This window comes from Sporosarcina sp. FSL K6-1508 (genome assembly GCF_038007465.1).
GTDB classification, from domain to species: domain Bacteria; phylum Bacillota; class Bacilli; order Bacillales_A; family Planococcaceae; genus Sporosarcina; species Sporosarcina psychrophila_B.
In genome coordinates this window covers 1,476,122-1,492,500 of sequence record NZ_JBBOXF010000001.1, presented here as the reverse complement: position 1 = coordinate 1,492,500, position 16,379 = coordinate 1,476,122, and the positions used below count along the sequence as shown (strand labels likewise).

The window sequence follows — 16,379 nt, the reverse complement described above, 5'->3', positions numbered from 1 at the left end:
CAAGCGATAACATTAAAGGATTGACAATCAAGATATATGCCATTGCAAGAAATGTTGTCAATCCTCCGATAATCTCACGACGGTAGTTCGTTCCAAGTTTGTCGAACTCAAAGTACTTTTTCATGTATACCTTCCTCTCAAATTAAGATTTTCAAAATAAAAAGAAGCATGCGATTATACGTCGCATGCTTCCAAACAAATCCAAATAGAAGGGTTCTCCCCCTCCAATGAAATCGTAGTCAGAACATTTAAGGTGTCCTGGTAGAAACTTCCGAGCCATATTCTCGGTTTTATACGATATCTTCTATTTTATTCCCACTCAATAGTTGCTGGTGGCTTGCTCGTTACGTCATAAAGGACACGGTTAATTTGTGGAACTTCTTTCGTAATACGTGCACTGATTTTTTGTAGGACATCCCAAGGAATTTTTGCCCAATCAGCCGTCATGCCGTCTGTTGAATTAACAGCACGGATACCAATTGCATAATCATAAGTGCGCTTTTCGCTTTTTACGCCAACGCTTTTGATATCAGGCAAAACAGTGAAGTATTGCCATATTGCATTGTCAAGACCGGCGATTTTGATTTCATCACGCAAAATCCAATCAGATTCACGAACAATTTTTAATTTATCTTCTGTAATTTCACCAAGTACACGGACTCCAAGTCCAGGTCCCGGGAATGGTTGACGTCTTACGATTTCTTCAGGAAGACCGAGTGCAGCTCCCAATGCGCGAACTTCATCTTTGAAAAGAGCAGTTAATGGTTCAATCAGCTCAAAGTCCATATCTTCAGGAAGTCCACCAACATTATGATGTGACTTAATAACTTCTGCAGTTGCTGTACCGCTTTCGATAATATCCGCATAGATTGTCCCTTGTGCAAGGAATTCCATTCCGTCAAGCTTAGCTGCCTCGTCATCGAATACACGAATGAATTCATTGCCGATTATTTTTCGTTTTTGCTCAGGGTCGGAAATGCCCTTTAATTTAGTTAAGAAGCGCTCTCGTGCATCAATTTTAATGAAATTCATATTGAAGTCTTTACTAAATGTTTCCACTACACTTTCCACTTCACCTTTACGCAAAAGGCCATGGTCAACGAACATACATGTCAATTGATTGCCAATTGCACGATGAATCAGTGCAGCTACAACAGATGAATCGACGCCACCACTAAGGGCACAAAGAACCTTTTTGTCACCGACCGTTGTACGTATTTTATCAACTTCGATGTCGATGAAGCTCTCCATTGTCCAATCTGCTTTTGCTCCACATATTTCTAGGATAAAGTGACGAAGAAAATCCTTACCATGTTCGCTTTGCTGTACTTCAGGATGGTATTGTACTGCATAGATATTCTTTTCATCATTTCCAATTGCCATTATTTCGTTTGCCGTGTCGCTTGCAAACGTTGTGAAACTTTCAGGCATTGCAACGATACGACCGCCTCGGCTCAACAAAACATCTTGTTTCTCCGTTTGTCCGTTATAAAGCTTAGAAGTTCTATCGACAGTGATTGTATTTACGCTATCAATACGATTTGCCAACACTTCAATCTTCCCGCCGAAATGCTTGACGACAATTTGCGCGCCAAAGGAAATACCAAGAATGGGGATGCCTGCCGAAAAAATTTCAGGATCGATATCCAGTGTATCTGCATCTTCTAAAAATGCAGGGCCACCTGACAAAATAATTCCTACAGCATTCATTTTCTTAATATCTTCTGCAGTAGTCGTGTGTGCATGTAATTCGCTATATACACCGAAGTCACGGATTGTACGCGTAATTAATTGATTGTACTTACTACCGTAATCAAGCACCACGATTTTTTCTTGTTCGACTAATAAAGGAGCTGTTGACAATCGATCCACCTCTTCCTTTTACTCCAAGGTTCTTTTAAATAGAGAAAGACGCGTCAGAAAGTCTTTCTTTCCACGCGTCTCAACATCTATAAAAAAGCGAAAACAGCTCACAAAGAGCTGAATTCGCCTTCATAGTCAAGTCATTTTCGGTAACTTGTAGAAACATCCGAACCATATTATCGGATATATATGAGGGCACCTTGGGCTTATTCTGTTATTAATCTTACTGCTATTATTGCCAAAAATCAACCCGAAGTCCTATTGATTAAATCTTCCCACATTTCTTGCAAGCCTGCCCATTCATGATCAGTTGTATTCCCACCGTATAAGCCTTTTTCATATGCGGTTGTAAGCACTTTCATAGTATTTCCACCAAAGTGGTTGTCGACGTTCACCGCATAATCAGATAGTGTCATACCGCTCGCGCGCTTCAGACCAAAACGGTCAAGTTGCTTCAATAAACTCCTATAGCGCCTTGTAAATGTGGCCCAGTCATTTTGTTTAGAGCGGTGGGTATAGATAAGCACTTTGGGTAGCCATTTTGTTCTACTGGCGAATAGTCGCCAACCGACAAAGATTAGTATGAATCCCACTATCCCTATTACCCATTTATTGCCTTCAATCCAAGTACCAATAGATTTGAAAAACGTCCGATTTTTAAAACTCTTTTCCGATTTAACCGGTTTTTCAGCTTGCTCATTCTTCGGTTTTTCTGGTTTTTTCACTTCTGGAGCTTTTGGATCATTATGGTCCGACTCGATATCATAATCAACGTCTGTCAAGTTACTGAAACCAATCGTCGGCTCATATGGCATCCAGCCTATCCCAGGCATATATGCTTCAACCCACGAGTGCGCTTCATTGTTCGTAATTTGATATACTTTCTCGCCCGCATCATTTAGCTCAAATTCTCCTGGAGCGAAGCCTTTCACCCAACGTGCTGGAATACCTATCGATCGCAACATTACAACCATAGATGTGGAGAAGTTATCACAGTAACCCTTTTTAGTATCGAAGAGGAATTGATCTACATAATCATCCTCCGCCTTTGGAATGGCAACACCTTGCTGCGTGTAAACGAAACCATTTCTTCCGAAATAATTTTCAATTGCCTTTGTCTTTTCGTAAACACTTTCATGATCTCCTGATATAGATTTCGCAAGTTCTTGTACTCGCTCAGGTAATTGTTCAGGAAGTTGCAAGTACTGGGCGAGATCCTCTTCAACTGTTGAAAAGTCTTCCATTCGTGTAGCCCGTAACTCCTTTAAACTGTAGTCGGGCTCCATAAATTCAATTTCATACGAATCTAGAATAACCTCGACGTCCCCGAATTTCGTGCTGTATTTTCCGGATGCCTCTGAATGTTGTAAAACAACATCCTTTGGTGTGTTTACTTTACTAATACCGTAAGGATAAACGATGAACGGGAATTTTTCTGACACTTGCAATTCTGCAAGCTGTTGAGATGCCGCTTCTGCATCTACATTTTTTTCACTTTCCCACAACTCCATCCCCGTAGTATAGCTAGTCGAGGTATCATCAAATGATACCTGTTCCCATCCTTTTGACGTATATGTGTTTTTCGTTTCAATTTTCCAATATTGTTTACTTTCGACTTTTGCTTCGATAACTAGTGTTGAATCCTGGACGAACGAACCGCCTAATGAGGTATCATCCGAATCATATCCACTCTTTGAAAGCCCAGTACCAGCGCCTGTACCCTCCCCGTTCACTTGTATAATTGATTCGAAATAAGGAAGTGGATCCGGCCAAATGGGATCTTGTTTAGGCAGCAAGTTTGCAAGAGTCCCACTCACAACGACAGTGAAAAGCAACGGCACAGATATCGCCAGGCATGCACCTGTTGAAATAGGTGTATTGTGCTTTTCCGCAAGCCTAGTAATTGCAAGCAAGCCTAGTAATAATAACCCCGTCACCATAATTCTGAAGATCGCACCACCTGCGACATATCCGCCAAAAGTATCGATGAATGCTATAAATAGAATCGTCATAATATAAAATAACAAAATACTTTTTCTTACTTCTATCCAATGACGGACCAGATAGGTCGTCATCCACAGTAGTGAGAAAAACAGTACTGTCCTGAATGGATTTGTGATACCTTCCCAGTCACCATTAATAATAATTGATGCATTTGATATAAAGTCATTTAATAAGTATGTGAACGTTTCCCGTGTAAACAGTACCTTTCCCAAAAACACATAATGCGTTACTGCTACAATGTAAAATACTTTTACAGGGACGACTATCCACCACTTCGCTCTAATTAACGCGAATATAAATGACAAAGCAACAAATAATAAGAACAGTGTTAAATGATCCGAATTGGTCAATTTAATAACCGGAATGAGCCATTCTCTTAAAAGAATAAATGCCAGTATATACAGGATCAGCAGAAGTCGTCTGTCAATTCGTGTACCACTCATAGTCGAGCCACCTCTTTAAATGCGTCCGTAAACTGTTCCCTGCTTAGTAAATGAACAGTAATTCCCTTTGATTTTGCCAATCGAATATCGTCTTCAATCCTTTTTAGGTTAGGATCATCTCGTTTTACGACAACCATGCAAATGATAGACTCAACATTCTTCACACTGCGCAGTACCGACTGTATGAAGAGCCCATCCGGGTTTCCAGTGATCAAAACAATGCTTCCCCCGTGGTGAAGTGTGCTTCCAAAATCAGCGAGCGAGTCTGCAACCTCTTTTCCAGCGGGCTTAATTTTCGCCAAGTGAACTAGCGACCTATGAAGTTGCTCTTCTGATTGGATAAACGGAAATAAAGAAGGTTCTGGACCAGTTGTCATTAATGCAAGACCTGCTTGATGACTTGAAGCTTCTTTTACAATAGAAGCGGTAAGTTCTACTAGTTCCTCAAAAAGCGGTGCCGCTCTGCCATCCAAAATTAGAAATAATTCTTGCGATCTTCTATCCTCGAACTCTTTTGTCATCAATGTCTGCGTTCTGGCAAATGACTTCCAATGAATCCAAGACACTCGGTCTCCCGACTGATAATTCCGCACTCCCGTTGCCATTGTCGTATCTTTGACGATACTCAATGGAGAAGCCATCACACCTTGATCATATTGGGTGTCGAATGGCACATAGTGAATACCTGTTGTTTTTGGAAACACCAGAATTGTATGCTTTGATTCGATAAATTTCGTTTTCCGTAGCCAGCCGAAAAAATCAGATACTTCAACCATCACTCCCTGGAGTATATGCTCGCCCCGTGGCATCTTTTCAATTTCATATTCCCACTCAAATTCTTTGCGGAATCCAAAGATAAATAAGCGCTTTAATTTTTCGCCTCCCATAATGGCGATTTCGCGATCTGCCCAATTCTCACTCACTACCGTATAAAGTAAGGGAAAGCGACTTTTACGTTTTATTGATAAAGAAACTATTAACTTCTCCCCATTTTGCACTTGAGGCGTCCGAATGGTACGTTTCACGGTCAGTTCTGACATTGGATAGAAAAACAATAATAGCGAGTAGATTATGAACGGTAAAATGATATAAAAAACTGTCCAACTTACAATACCGCCTTGAAACATTGCAAACACAAACGCAGAAATCAAAACGAACAACACAAATAGTAATCGGCCCGACATATCGGCCATTTTTTTTACAGTTCTCATTTCAATGGAACCCTGTCTACAGGGACACGTACCTTTGTCAAAATTCGATCCACAATTTCCGAAGTGGAAATCCCCTCATATTTCGCTTCAGGCCTAAGGATCATACGGTGGCCAAAAACAAATGGGGCTAAATACTGGACATCATCAGGCGTGACATAGGCTCTGCCTTTTATCATAGCGTACGCCTGACACGCTTTCATAAGCGCAAGTGATCCACGGGGACTTACACCTAAATAGACATATGGATTATCGCGCGTCTGCATGGCACATTCAACGATATAGGACTTTATGGTATCGTCGACCAAAACATTGGTTACAGCGCCCTGCAGTTCTATTAAATCAGCAAGTGAGATAGCTGTTTCTAAATTATCAATAGGCACCGCTTTTTCAGCGCGATTTAACACTTCGATCTCTTCAGCCTTTGTTGGATAGCCCATTTTCAGCTTGAATAAAAATCGATCCAGCTGTGCCTCGGGTAAAGGATATGTCCCTTCATATTCAATCGGGTTTTGTGTCGCCATGACAAAAAACGGCTGGGGTATCTGCATGGTCTCTCCATCAATCGTTACTGAGGACTCTTCCATCCCTTCCAGTAGAGAGGATTGAGTTTTAGGTGAAGTTCTATTTATTTCATCGGCCAAGATTATATTCCCCATAATTGGCCCTGGTCTAAATTCAAACTCCATCTCTTTTGGATTGTAAATCGATACGCCTAAAACATCCGACGGAAGCAAGTCAGGTGTAAATTGGATGCGCTTAAAGTCTGCTCCAATTGACTTGGCTAATGCTTTTACCATCATTGTTTTTCCAACACCCGGTACATCTTCAAGCAAAACATGTCCTCGGGCCAGAAGCGCGGTCACACTCAATTCGGCGATATTTCTTTTCCCGATCATTACTTTTTCAATATTTGTTAATACTTTTTCAATCATCTCTTTATATATCATTTCAGTTCCCCCAATTGTATAGTACACTCAACTTATCCGAAAATTAACAAAACATACCCTCATAATACAGGATATCTAATTTTCACACAACTCAGGTGTAATAATGAAAAAAACAAAAGGACAAGCACCAAGGTATTTGTGTCTGGACTTGAAATTTTCCCTCTCGCAGTTTTTCCACAGACAAAAAACGTTATAGTTTCATTAAATAAAGAAAAGGCCCCCGGTAGGAGCCCCATAAATCACTTCCAGAAATCATCAAAGATAGTAATTGGCAGATGCCGTTTGTGTTGCGAACGCAGGAAATGGTTCTCAATTGCTGTACGCGGTCCTTCCGGCAGCTTTTTCCCTTCAAGATAATCATCGATATCGTCATACGAAACACCAAGTGCAACTTCATCAGGCAATGCTGGTTTATCTTCTTCCAAATCTGCTGTTGGCACTTTCATATAGAGATGCTCAGGGCAGCCAAGTTCCCGCAACAACTCTTTCCCTTGGCGTTTGTTCAATCTGAATAGCGGCATAAGATCTGCACCACCATCTCCAAACTTCGTATAGAATCCAGTGATTGCTTCCGCCGCATGGTCACTCCCGAGCACAATGCAATCATGCATTGATGCAACTGAGTATTGGACTTTCATCCGTTCCCGCGCCTTTTCATTTCCTTTAGCGAAATCGTTCAACGTAACACCTGCAGCCGTTAATGCACGTGCACTCGCATCGACAGCTTCTTTAATATTAACGGTGTAAATCATCGTGGGCTTAATAAACTCCAGTGCATCTTGACAATCATCCTCGTCAAACTGGGAACCATAAGGCAATCTGATTGCTATGAATTTATAGCGTTCCGTTCCTTCCTCACCGTTCAATTCATCGACAGCCAGCTGGGCAAGTTTTCCGACAAGTGTTGAATCCTGTCCACCTGAAATCCCTAACACAAAACCATTTAGAAACGCATTTTTCCTTGCATATTCTTTCATAAAGTCGATTGATTTCCGCACTTCTTCTTCAGGATCGATAACGGGTTGCGCCTTCAGCTCTTCAATGATCTTGTCTTGTAATGTCATAATCGATAAACCTCCTTATTGATTAATAAAGTCTTCCACCATTTCCTGGACTTCCTGGATGTTACGCATTTTATTGTCCCAACATTTCTGGCTTAAGTCGACTGGATATTCTTCAGGATTTAGAGATCGTTTATATTCATCCCATAACAATTCAAGGTTTTCTTTTGCGTAGTTACGCATTTGTTGAAGTGTCGGATTAACATAAATGACGCTCCCATTCTCTACCACTTTCACATGCAAGTCTTTGGCTTCGAAATTCGTAACAAACTTCGAGATGAATGTGTGGACTGGGTGGAACATTTTAATGCGTTTTTCGGAAGCAGGATCCTCATCATGCATTGTAATATAATCCCCTTCAGCCTTGCCGTTTTCTAAGTCGATAATGCGATATAATTTTTTCCGTCCAGGTGTTGTCACTTTTTCTGTTGTTGACGAGATTTTAATCGTGTCTTCCATTTTACCCTCGGCATTTTCAATCGACACAATTTTATAAACTGCTCCTAATGCCGGTTGGTCATATGCTGTGATTAATTTCGTTCCGATTCCCCACACATCAACCTTTGCGCCTTGAGCCTTCAAGTTGAGGATAGTATATTCGTCCAGATCATTTGAAACGACAACTTGTGCTTCCGTGAATCCGGCTTCATCCAACATACGACGCGCTTCTTTTGATAGGAATGAAATATCCCCGCTGTCGAGACGGACACCGATGAAATTGATTTTATCGCCAAGTTCTTTTGCAACTTGGATAGCCGTTGGAATACCGATTTTCACTGTATTATAAGTATCTACAAGGAATACACAATCCTTATGTCTCTTAGCATATGAATGAAATGCTTCGTATTCGCTTTTATATGCTTGGATCATTGAATGGGCATGCGTCCCAGCTACGGGTATATCGAATCTTTTTCCTGCCCGGACATTACTCGTGGCCTCAACACCGCCAATGAATGTAGCTCGTGCTCCCCAAATCGCCGCATCCATCTCATGCGCACGGCGTGTCCCGAACTCCATCACAACTTCGTCTTTGACAACTTGTTTGATGCGGCTCGCTTTTGTCGCAATCAATGTCTGGTAGTTGACGATATTAAGCAGGGCTGTCTCCATCAGCTGCGCTTCGATAAGCGTTGCTTCCACGCGAATAATCGGTTCATTCGCAAAAACGAGTTCCCCTTCAACCATCGAATAGACATCACCTGTAAAACGGAGTTCTTTTAAATAAGAAATGAAATCTTCTTTATAACCAAGATCGTCACTCAAATAAGCAAGATCACTTTCGCTAAAATGAAATTCTCTTAAGTAATCGAGAACACGCTCAAGCCCTGCGAATAGCGCATACCCATTACCGAACGGCAAGTTTCTGAAAAACAGTTCAAAAACCGCCTTCCGTTCATGGATACCATCTGCCCAGTATGATTCCGCCATATTGATTTGATATAAATCCGTATGTAAAGCCAAGCTGTCATCTGCATATTTCGAACTCATGTCAATCTCCTTCTTCCGCATTCTAATGGTACAAGTATACACTATTTACCCTAAAACCGACTTAACATAACATGATTTGACAATCCTATTTCTCATTTCCTCAATTGATGAATGATTTTAGTTGCTAGTGCCATATTAAAGGGGATTGATGAAACGGGGAGGTATTGTTATGGAAGAAGACAACAAGAAAGAATCAAAGCAGAACGAAACTTTATCCGAAAAAATAAAAACAGGCAAGATAGACCAAAACGGCATTCACGAAGAATTGTCAAGAGAGTTTGCAACTCTGGGTGATCGGAAAAAGGCAATGATTGATTTATACCGTTCTACTGAAAAATAAAAGTTGCTCTAGTATGTTGAAATAAGGAATCCAATGATTCCGCTACTACGCTAGGAGCTGCCTACGCTGTATACATTTATTCAGCGCCATATGTGTTGATTCACCAAATATAGGCTGTCAACACTGCTTACTTTTGTGATAAAACACTTAACTCCTTATGTACGGGTTGCTCGGCGATCACTGCACCATTATCCAGATTTCTGCTGCGTGGGGAGGCGATAAAATCGAATCCCTGCGTAGTTTTTTCGTTAATGGTATGATGGAATTTCGTCCGTGCTCCCCAAAGATAGATACACGTTCATCAAAAACTTTCGAGAACGAGTGAATTACCACCTTCCCATCCATAAGGCGATGCCAAAGATGCAATTTCAGCTGCTTACTCCTTCTTTATTACACTTCCTTTTCGATTTTAAATCAGTCATACCTTCTATATAACGTCATTCTATTACTTGTCTGATCTTTGCTAGAATAAACAAAAAGGCTTTAGTAAAAGCGGTGATATACCCGGAATTTCATCTTGAGTCACTTGCAACCTCTGTATTTATTATCTCATCTCCCATTTGCATAACTTTTTTTTATAAAAAACTAGTTTTTAGCTTGTAATCTCAACCAATCATGTTAATACTAAAATGAAAGGTTCTATCAGTCATGTTCACTTTTAATTAATTATGAAGGAGCTATTATCATATGAATGGTGTATTGGATATTTTCGAAAAAAAGGGACCACGGCGGATTCTTATCTTCGCTTTGATTATATTAATTCTTTACAGTGTTAGAAGTATGATGAATATCATCTTACTTACATTTATTTTTGCATTTTTATTAAACCGGCTTGTTGAATTTACGGTAAAGCGTGTACGGTTAAATCGTAAATTATTAGTGATTTTAATGTATACATTGATTGTTGGAATACTTACGATAGGCATCGTAAAATATTTACCTTTAATCACCTCGGAAATCAGCCAACTTATTATACGAATTACCACCTTCTATTCACAACCACATGACAGTGTACTACTTAAATACTTGGAATCTATTATCTCAAGTAATCAAATTGCAGCCTATTTGGAAAATGGTTTTTCTTTTCTACTAAAATACTTTACTGATATTAGTAAAACAAGTATTCAAGTAATGCTCGCTTTACTATTAAGCCTATTTTTCTTGTTGGAAAAACCGCGTTTAATTGAGTTTACAAACAAATTTAAAGATAGTAAGATTGCTCCTTTCTATTATGAAATTGAATTCTTCGGCAAAAAATTTGCTCGGACATTCGGAAAAGTAATTGAAGCCCAATTTATCATCGCGATCGTCAATACTTTCTTGTCTGTAATCGTTTTGATTGTACTTGGATTCCCGCAAATAATTGGCTTGGCAATCATGATTTTCTTTTTGGGACTCATTCCTGTTGCCGGTGTAATCATTTCCCTGATTCCATTAACGTTGATTGCTTTTACAATTGGCGGATTTCTAAAAGTTGTCTATGTTTTCATTGCAGTAATGATTATTCATGCCATAGAAGCATATATCTTAAATCCAAAGCTAATGTCTTCAAAAACAGATTTACCCGTTTTTTACACGTTTATCGTACTCATTTTCTCGCAAAACTTCTTTGGCGTATGGGGACTCATTATCGGTATTCCCGTATTCGTTTTCCTTCTTGACGTACTAGATGTAACGGATAAAGAACAGGTGATTTCTGTATCTGCTCCAAAAACTAAAAAATAAAAAAGACAAGAGGAGATTTTGAATTTTCCTCTTGTCTTTTTTCACCTCTTGTAAGATGGCCTTTATTCGGTCTAACTTAATAAACGATCTTATTTCCCATTTATATTACTATGCTGTTTTCTACCCTCAGCAACTCCTCTTTCATCTCTAAACCGGCCCTAAAACCACCCAACTTACCGGTTTTTGCAATGACACGATGACAAGGTACAATTATCAATACTGGATTCGCGCCGATAGCGGTTCCGACTGCTCGTATCGCGGTCGGTTTTTCAATCCTCTTGGCAATATCCGAATATGAAACCGTCTGCCCATATGGGATTTCTTGCAGTGCCTTCCAGACAGATTGTTGAAAAGGTGTGCCGTGAAGATCGATTGGCAATGAGAAATCCTTACGCAGCTCTTTCAAATAGTCGACCAACTCCATCGTATATGGTTGCAAGATACTCGCCTCTTCAGACAGCGTATAACTCGGAATCCACTTCTTCACCCATGTGACAAGTTCTTCGAATGGCGCATTTGGGCTACCGATATAGCAAAGACCTTCTGTCGTTGCAGCGATATACATATTCCATTGTGAATGCTTAAGCAATGTCCAATACACGTTAGCTTCCCTATTTTTCTCCATTGGTCTGCACCTCCATTACGTTTTTTTCGGTCTTGTTTTGACATTTGCCTAATTTGCAGTTTGAATACCGTGTTGAAGTAGTTATGAATGCATGTTTAAAACTGTGGATGGTATTTTCACCAGAGCGGTTCGTCGTCATTCGATAATTCAATCATGTATAGAGAAAGAGTCATTGCTAAAACCGTGGTTACAATCAAGCTTGTAATGACAATCGGCAAAGGGGCTTCAAATAGTACTGCTGGAATAAGTGTCACAATAGGAGCAATGGATATCAGGCCTGTACGCTTTCTAGAACCGGGAGTGACAAACTGTTTTTCACCGCAGTACGAGCACTCCACTCCACTGCTAAATCGAAGGAACTTGATGAACGTATTCTTCCAATTCCATTTGCGGTTACAATTTTTACATGTCGGCATTTTCTCATCTCCAGTTAATACATATACGATCTTGATCACTAACAAGTTTCATTTGTTCCTCAATAAAAGTAAATCTTCCTTTCTGGGGAATAAAGGTAGACAAATACCAATGAACGATTAGCAACAAACACTTTTTAGAACTATAATAGAGTTTTCTTGCATGATAAAATACGCTATATAAATAAGAAGTTAGTAGGAGCGAATTGAATGTCTAATTTTTATGAACCTGCCTTGCATTTTCATAACGTCAATTATTCCATTGATGATGTACATATTTTAAAAAACATAACGGGTTCCTTTCCAAAAGGGAAAATCACTACGCTTGTTGGCCCATCCGGAGCAGGAAAAACGACGTTGCTCAAATTATGTAATGGTTTGATATCCCCCACTTCCGGCGAGATTTATATTCATGAAAAACCAATTCTCACATATGAGCCGGTTGAACTCCGCCGTCATGTCGGAATCGCCCTTCAAAGTGCACCAATGATAAAAGGTACCGTCTTCCATAACTTAGCACTCCCTTTGGAACTTCAAGGTGAAAAAATGCCTGAACAGAATGCGGTTGAAATTCTGGAAGACGTCGGGTTGGATAAACAGTTTTTACATAGGAAAACGGATGATTTGTCAGGTGGACAACGGCAGAAAGTATCAATCGCCCGTACACTGATTAATCGCTCTGAAATCCTATTGCTGGATGAAATAACCTCCGCCTTGGACCGATCATCATTACATGAAATTGAAGAGTTGATCGTTAAAATCAATCGGAAATACGGCGTGACAATCATTTGGATTACACATAACTTGCAGCAAGCGTTATCAATCGGCGATTATACCTGGGTGCTTATGGACGGTAAAGTCATTGAAACGGGCAAAAGTGACTTATTGAAATCGCCGACAAATGAATTCGTGAAGCAGTTTGTACAAGGAGGCGAAGAATGAGTTATTTGACGTTATCCATCACACTTATTTTTGTTATCATCCCCCTCCTACTATCGAAAACACTGCGCTTAGGGTTGGAAAAAGATACGCTTATTGCAACAGTCCGATCCATTATCCAGTTGCTCGCTGTAGGATATATTCTCAAATTCGTCTTCGATTCCGAAAATCTTTTGTACATCGGATTGATGGTTACATTAATGATCGCGGCAGCGACGCAAAACGCACGGAAGAAAGGAAAAGCAATCGAGGGAATTACGTGGAAAATCGCAATCACATTAGTTTTTATCGAAGTGCTTACACAAAGCATTTTACTAGGCTTCCAGATTGTGCCGCCAACCGCGCAATATATCATTTCAATCAGCGGTATGGTCATTGGTAACTCAATGGTTCTCTCGATTCTCTTTCTAAATCGATTTACAGCCGAGGTCGAAACCTATCGTGACGAAACAGAACTTATCCTTTCACTCGGCGGAACGCCAAAACAAGCAATCCATAGGCAGCTCATCAATGCGATTAAGGCAAGTATGATCCCAACTATCGAAAGTCAGAAGACAATGGGCTTAGTCCAGTTACCCGGCATGATGAGCGGTCAAATTATCGCAGGCGCCGACCCCATTCAAGCGGTTCAATTCCAGTTGCTCATTATCTTCCTATTATTGACGACAGCGGCAGTGACAAGCGCATTACTTGGATTTTTATCATATCCCAGTTTATTCAACCAACGTATGCAACAACTCAGGGAGAAGCATTAACAATCTACCCCTTGTTTTATTTTCCATAGCGTGCTAAAGTTATGGAAATTGTTTTTTCACATAATTTCATATTTTATTCTTATCAAGAGAGACCGAGGGAATGGCCCAATGACGTCTCAGCAACCAACCTGTTCAGGTACGGTGCTAATTCCTTTAGGTGTCCATTTCCCTAGAAGATAAGAAGATTGTCTGCGATATTTCGGGGACCCTCTTCTTACAGAGGGTCTCTTTTTTTATTTCAAAGAAAAGGGTGACTATAATGACAAAAAGAAGTTTGGAAACAATTCTAGTGCAATTAGGCAATAACAGTGATTCGAAAACAGGTGCTGTCAATCCGCCGATTTATTTATCAACTGCATACAAGCATAAGGGTCTCGGCCAATCGACTGGCTACGACTATACAAGAACAAAAAATCCGACCCGTTCCATTTTAGAAAAAGGCATTGCTAACTTGGAGGGTGGAGATGGTGGTTTCGCTTGCAGTTCCGGCATGGCGGCGATTCAGTTAATCCTTACCCTGTTTCGTCCCGGTGATGAATTAATTGTTCCAGAAGATATTTACGGCGGCACATACCGCTTACTCGAACAGTATTCTGATGTCTATTCAATCCACACGTTGTACACGGATTTTACTGATGTAAATGAAACCGAGAAGTTGATTTCGCCGAAGACGAAGGCACTCTTCATCGAAACACCTACGAATCCATTAATGCAAGAATTCGATATTCTTCAGTATGCCGAACTCGCAAAAAAACATGATTTACTGTTAATTGTCGACAACACGTTTTTAACGCCCTATTTCCAAAGACCAATCGAACTAGGCGCCGATATTGTCATGCATAGCGCAACGAAATATATCGGCGGGCATAATGATGTTCTCGCTGGTCTTGTCATAGCAAAAGGCGAGAAACTTTGCGAAAAATTGGCTGCCAACCATAACGCAATCGGCGCGGTCCTTTCCCCTTCTGATTCTTGGTTAATAATCAGGGGGTTGAAAACACTGCATTTAAGGATGAAACAGCATGATGCAAATGCAAAAGTAATCGTAGACTTTTTGAAAGATGAACCGCTTGTAGCAGACGTTCTCTATCCAGGCAAAGGTGGTATGCTCTCATTTCGATTAAATGACAGTCAATCGGTCGGACCGTTTCTTGAAAATCTGCAACTCATTACATTTGCGGAAAGTCTGGGCGGGGTGGAAAGTTTTATAACTTATCCAGCAACGCAAACACATGCAGATATCCCGAGAGAAGAACGGATACGTCGAGGTGTCTGCGACCGGCTTTTACGTTTTTCTGTTGGAGTAGAAGAAGCGGATGATTTGATTGCAGATTTGAAGCAAGTATTTGCAACTTTGAAAAGTGAGGTGCTAGTGCCATGAGTTTGAATGAAGAGCGATTAGAAACAACTATCATTCACGCATCCACAAGGGGAGAATACGAGCGGAAATCAGGGGCTGTTAATGTTCCGATTTACTTATCTTCCACGTTCCATCAAGAAAGTTTTGATGGCTTTGGACCATATGACTACAGCCGGTCGGGCAATCCAACGAGAGAGGCTTTGGAGAAATCCATCGCCACATTGGAAGGCGGTGCAAGAGGGTTGGCGTTCGCTTCCGGAATGGCTGCTATCTCCTCTGCATTTATGCTTCTTTCTTCCGGCGACCATATCGTTGTCACTGAAGATGTATATGGCGGAACGTACCGCTTTGTGACCGAAGTTTTGCCAAAGTTCGGGATTGACCATACATTTGCAGATTTGACGAATGTGGAACAAACGGCCCAAGCTATTCAGCCAAATACAAAAGTAATTTACATCGAAACACCATCTAATCCTCGTTTGGGCATTACGGATATTGAGGCCATTGTAAAACTTGCAAGAGAGAATGATTGTCTAACGTTTCTCGACAACACATTCATGTCACCACTCTACCAGCGCCCTCTTGACCTAGGCGTCGATGTCGTCGTTCATAGTGCAACTAAATTTTTATCGGGTCACAGTGATATCATTGCCGGTTTAGCAGTGACAAAAGATGAGACACTCGGCAATCGATTGGCATTCATCCAGAATTCATTTGGATCCATTCTTGGCGCACAAGATTCCTATGCACTAATTCAAGGGATCAAAACATTAGGTGCTCGCTTAATGCAGTCATCCGGATCAGCACAGAAAATAGCTGACTATTTGAATGCGCATCCTTTAGTAGAAGAAGTATTTTACCCAGGATTAGCAAGTCATCCCGGCTATACCATCCACTCGAAACAGTCGAAGAGCCCTGGGGCTGTCTTATCTTTCAGTTTGCCAGATAGAGAAACCGCAAAAGCTTTTGTTGAAAATGTCCGAATTCCTGTTTTCGCTGTAAGTCTCGGCGGCGTTGAATCTATTCTTTCCTATCCTGCAACTATGTCCCATGCTGCCATGCCGAAAGAAGAACGGGAGAAACGCGGCATTACCGATGGGCTTCTGCGCTTTTCTGTCGGTCTCGAACACGTGGATGACTTGATTGCTGATTTTGAACAAGCTTTGATAAAGGCGAATAACATTGTTGCCCTAATTAATTAAGCC

Annotated in this window: 16 protein-coding genes and 3 riboswitches (1 of these 19 cut by a window edge); of the genes, 6 read left to right on the top strand and 10 right to left on the bottom strand. The window is 40.7% G+C overall.

Going from position 1 to position 16,379, the window contains the following annotated elements; translation table 11 throughout:
• From MKZ11_RS07325 to MKZ11_RS07295, 7 genes are all read right to left on the bottom strand, one after another.
• On the bottom strand, window positions 1-124 hold the beginning of the coding sequence (locus tag MKZ11_RS07325; RefSeq protein WP_340793414.1) for an NCS2 family permease. The gene continues 1,211 nt to the left of window position 1, outside the view; only the first 124 of its 1,335 coding nucleotides appear in the window; the start codon lies at window positions 122-124; the stop codon falls past the left edge of the window.
• Window positions 125-216: 92 nt separating this feature from the next.
• Window positions 217-318: riboswitch (purine riboswitch) on the bottom strand.
• Entirely contained in the window at window positions 310-1,863 is a 1,554-nt protein-coding gene (guaA, locus tag MKZ11_RS07320) for a glutamine-hydrolyzing GMP synthase (protein ID WP_340793413.1), read from the bottom strand. (Overlaps the previous riboswitch by 9 nt.)
• A 112-nt stretch (window positions 1,864-1,975) precedes the next feature.
• A riboswitch (purine riboswitch) is annotated at window positions 1,976-2,076 on the bottom strand.
• 32 nt (window positions 2,077-2,108) lie between these two features.
• Window positions 2,109-4,310, bottom strand: coding sequence for a DUF4129 domain-containing transglutaminase family protein (locus tag MKZ11_RS07315; protein WP_340793411.1), 2,202 nt, complete (start codon window positions 4,308-4,310; stop codon window positions 2,109-2,111).
• On the bottom strand, window positions 4,307-5,521 hold the full coding sequence (locus MKZ11_RS07310) for a DUF58 domain-containing protein (RefSeq protein ID WP_340793409.1): 1,215 nt from the start codon (window positions 5,519-5,521) through the stop codon (window positions 4,307-4,309). Before MKZ11_RS07310 ends, MKZ11_RS07315 begins: the two co-directional genes overlap by 4 nt.
• A complete protein-coding gene (locus MKZ11_RS07305) occupies window positions 5,518-6,468 on the bottom strand; it encodes an AAA family ATPase (RefSeq protein ID WP_340793407.1) in 951 nt (316 codons plus the stop codon). The genes MKZ11_RS07310 and MKZ11_RS07305 overlap by 4 nt, the downstream gene beginning before the upstream one ends.
• A gap of 239 nt (window positions 6,469-6,707) precedes the next feature.
• The gene (nadE, locus tag MKZ11_RS07300; RefSeq protein ID WP_340793405.1) at window positions 6,708-7,532 is read right to left on the bottom strand and encodes an ammonia-dependent NAD(+) synthetase; all 825 of its coding nucleotides are present in this window, start codon (window positions 7,530-7,532) and stop codon (window positions 6,708-6,710) included.
• Between the two features lie 15 nt (window positions 7,533-7,547).
• Window positions 7,548-9,017, bottom strand: a complete 1,470-nt coding sequence (locus tag MKZ11_RS07295; protein WP_340793403.1) for a nicotinate phosphoribosyltransferase — start codon at window positions 9,015-9,017, stop codon at window positions 7,548-7,550.
• Window positions 9,018-9,186: 169 nt separating this feature from the next.
• On the opposite strand from MKZ11_RS07295, the gene MKZ11_RS07290 reads away from it, so the two are divergent.
• Window positions 9,187-9,357, top strand: a complete 171-nt coding sequence (locus tag MKZ11_RS07290) for a hypothetical protein (RefSeq protein WP_340793400.1) — start codon at window positions 9,187-9,189, stop codon at window positions 9,355-9,357.
• Between the two features lie 177 nt (window positions 9,358-9,534).
• Here MKZ11_RS07290 and MKZ11_RS07285 read toward each other — a convergent pair whose 3' ends face one another.
• A complete protein-coding gene (locus tag MKZ11_RS07285) occupies window positions 9,535-9,702 on the bottom strand; it encodes a hypothetical protein (RefSeq protein WP_340793399.1) in 168 nt (55 codons plus the stop codon).
• Between the two features lie 342 nt (window positions 9,703-10,044).
• Here MKZ11_RS07285 and MKZ11_RS07280 point away from each other — a divergent pair, with 342 nt between their 5' ends.
• On the top strand, window positions 10,045-11,082 hold the full coding sequence (locus MKZ11_RS07280) for an AI-2E family transporter (protein WP_340793397.1): 1,038 nt from the start codon (window positions 10,045-10,047) through the stop codon (window positions 11,080-11,082).
• A 100-nt stretch (window positions 11,083-11,182) separates the two neighbouring features.
• Here the strand turns inward: MKZ11_RS07280 and MKZ11_RS07275 are convergent, their stop codons facing one another.
• Both MKZ11_RS07275 and MKZ11_RS07270 read right to left on the bottom strand, forming a co-directional pair.
• Complete coding sequence (locus MKZ11_RS07275) at window positions 11,183-11,707, bottom strand: methylated-DNA--[protein]-cysteine S-methyltransferase (RefSeq protein ID WP_340793395.1); 525 nt, start codon at window positions 11,705-11,707, stop codon at window positions 11,183-11,185.
• Between the two features lie 116 nt (window positions 11,708-11,823).
• Window positions 11,824-12,162, bottom strand: coding sequence for a TIGR04104 family putative zinc finger protein (locus MKZ11_RS07270; protein WP_340793392.1), 339 nt, complete (start codon window positions 12,160-12,162; stop codon window positions 11,824-11,826).
• Between the two features lie 168 nt (window positions 12,163-12,330).
• On the opposite strand from MKZ11_RS07270, the gene MKZ11_RS07265 reads away from it, so the two are divergent.
• From MKZ11_RS07265 to metC, 4 genes are all read left to right on the top strand, one after another.
• On the top strand, window positions 12,331-13,062 hold the full coding sequence (locus MKZ11_RS07265) for an ABC transporter ATP-binding protein (protein ID WP_340793390.1): 732 nt from the start codon (window positions 12,331-12,333) through the stop codon (window positions 13,060-13,062).
• On the top strand, window positions 13,059-13,814 hold the full coding sequence (locus MKZ11_RS07260; protein ID WP_340793389.1) for an ABC transporter permease: 756 nt from the start codon (window positions 13,059-13,061) through the stop codon (window positions 13,812-13,814). Before MKZ11_RS07265 ends, MKZ11_RS07260 begins: the two co-directional genes overlap by 4 nt.
• A 76-nt stretch (window positions 13,815-13,890) precedes the next feature.
• Window positions 13,891-13,997: riboswitch (SAM riboswitch) on the top strand.
• 76 nt (window positions 13,998-14,073) lie between these two features.
• A complete protein-coding gene (locus tag MKZ11_RS07255; RefSeq protein ID WP_340793387.1) occupies window positions 14,074-15,195 on the top strand; it encodes a methionine biosynthesis PLP-dependent protein in 1,122 nt (373 codons plus the stop codon).
• The gene (gene metC / locus MKZ11_RS07250) at window positions 15,192-16,376 is read left to right on the top strand and encodes a cystathionine beta-lyase (RefSeq protein WP_340793384.1); all 1,185 of its coding nucleotides are present in this window, start codon (window positions 15,192-15,194) and stop codon (window positions 16,374-16,376) included. The genes MKZ11_RS07255 and metC overlap by 4 nt, the downstream gene beginning before the upstream one ends.
• Window positions 16,377-16,379: the final 3 nt, after the last annotated feature.

Excerpts from the sequence above, each read along its gene's own strand:
- MKZ11_RS07305 (WP_340793407.1), bottom strand. The coding sequence starts at position 6,468 with ATGATATATAAAGAGATGATTGAAAAAGTATTAACAAATATTGAAAAA.
- MKZ11_RS07290 (WP_340793400.1), top strand. The coding sequence starts at position 9,187 with ATGGAAGAAGACAACAAGAAAGAATCAAAGCAGAACGAAACTTTATCC.
- MKZ11_RS07310 (WP_340793409.1), bottom strand. The coding sequence starts at position 5,521 with ATGAGAACTGTAAAAAAAATGGCCGATATGTCGGGCCGATTACTATTT.
- MKZ11_RS07285 (WP_340793399.1), bottom strand. The coding sequence starts at position 9,702 with ATGGATGGGAAGGTGGTAATTCACTCGTTCTCGAAAGTTTTTGATGAA.
- MKZ11_RS07265 (WP_340793390.1), top strand. The coding sequence starts at position 12,331 with ATGTCTAATTTTTATGAACCTGCCTTGCATTTTCATAACGTCAATTAT.
- MKZ11_RS07260 (WP_340793389.1), top strand. The coding sequence starts at position 13,059 with ATGAGTTATTTGACGTTATCCATCACACTTATTTTTGTTATCATCCCC.
- MKZ11_RS07255 (WP_340793387.1), top strand. The coding sequence starts at position 14,074 with ATGACAAAAAGAAGTTTGGAAACAATTCTAGTGCAATTAGGCAATAAC.
- nadE (WP_340793405.1), bottom strand. The coding sequence starts at position 7,532 with ATGACATTACAAGACAAGATCATTGAAGAGCTGAAGGCGCAACCCGTT.
- MKZ11_RS07315 (WP_340793411.1), bottom strand. The coding sequence starts at position 4,310 with ATGAGTGGTACACGAATTGACAGACGACTTCTGCTGATCCTGTATATA.
- MKZ11_RS07280 (WP_340793397.1), top strand. The coding sequence starts at position 10,045 with ATGAATGGTGTATTGGATATTTTCGAAAAAAAGGGACCACGGCGGATT.
- MKZ11_RS07295 (WP_340793403.1), bottom strand. The coding sequence starts at position 9,017 with ATGAGTTCGAAATATGCAGATGACAGCTTGGCTTTACATACGGATTTA.
- MKZ11_RS07275 (WP_340793395.1), bottom strand. The coding sequence starts at position 11,707 with ATGGAGAAAAATAGGGAAGCTAACGTGTATTGGACATTGCTTAAGCAT.
- metC (WP_340793384.1), top strand. The coding sequence starts at position 15,192 with ATGAGTTTGAATGAAGAGCGATTAGAAACAACTATCATTCACGCATCC.